At 65.4% G+C, this 1,226-nt stretch carries 1 protein-coding gene; it reads right to left on the bottom strand.

The genetic code is table 11. From position 1 onward, the window contains the following. A partial coding sequence (locus tag BLU09_RS38015; RefSeq protein WP_143043295.1) for a condensation domain-containing protein occupies positions 1 to 1,226 on the bottom strand: 1,226 nt, incomplete at both ends.

Below are 1,226 nucleotides of genomic sequence, written 5' to 3' on the forward strand. Positions count from 1 at the left end.
CGCTGCCACACCGCGTAGTCCGCGTACTGCACCTCCAGCTCCGCCAGCGGTGACTCGCGCCCCTCCGAGTACGCCTCGTACAGGGACACCAGCTCCCTCACCAGCACGCCCATCGACCAGCCGTCCGACACGATGTGGTGCATCACCAACACCAGCACGTGCGCTTCTTCCCCCTCCTTCAGCAGCGCCGCCCTCAGCAGCGGCCCTGTCTCCAGATTGAACGGACGAAGCGCCTCGCGCTCCACGAGGCGTTTTGTCTCCAGCCCTCCTTCACCGTCGTCCGGAGTTCCGCGCGCCAAGACTTCCAACCGGGTCGATGCAGTGTCGGAGACAATCTGGACAGGCATCCCGTCCTGAGCACGGAAGGTGGTTCGCAACGATTCATGTCGGCGGACCAACTCATCGAAGCTACGGCGCAACGCTGCAATGTCGAGGACGCCTGTGAGCCTCACTGCGACTGGCACGTTGTAGAAGGCGCTGCCAGGCTCCAGTTGATCGAGGAACCACAGTCGCTGCTGAGCGAACGATAGCGGCAATGCCCCCTGGCGCGGTGCCCGCATCAGTGGTGGCGCCTGGGGCATCAAGCCCCCCACCTGTGCGTGTCCTAGCCGGAGGGCCAGTTTCTCCACCGTCGGCGATTCGAAAACGTCCCTCAGGGGGAGTTCCACCTGAAAGGACTCGCGGACGCGCGAGACCAGCTGCGTGGCCAGCAGCGAGTGGCCACCCAGCTCGAAGAAGTCTTCGTCGACGCTGACTCGCTCGACGTTCAGCACCTCGGCGAAGATGGACGCCAGCTTCTGCTCAGTCACCGTGCGAGGCGCCTCGAAGTGCGCAGCCTTCGAGCCTTGTGCCTCTGGAACGGGCAGCGCCTTGCGGTCCACCTTTCCGTTCGGCGTCAGCGGCAGTGACTCCAGCACCACGTACGCTGACGGCACCATGTACTCCGGTAGCCTCTGCTTCACGTGACTTCGCAGTGCACCCGCGTCCAGCGAGGCAGCCTCCCGTGCCGTCACGTAGGCCACCAACCGCTTTCCTTCGCCTCCATCCTCCCGCGCCACCACCACGGCTTCGTTGACGCCACTGTGCTGGGCCAGCGCTGCTTCCACTTCACCCAGCTCGATGCGGTAGCCGCGCACCTTCACCTGCGTGTCCGCTCGGCCCAGGAACTCCAACGTCCCGTTCCCCAGCCACCGCACCACGTCCCCCGTGCGGTACAGCCGCTCTCC

The organism is Myxococcus virescens (assembly GCF_900101905.1).
Classification (GTDB): Bacteria; Myxococcota; Myxococcia; order Myxococcales; family Myxococcaceae; genus Myxococcus; species Myxococcus virescens.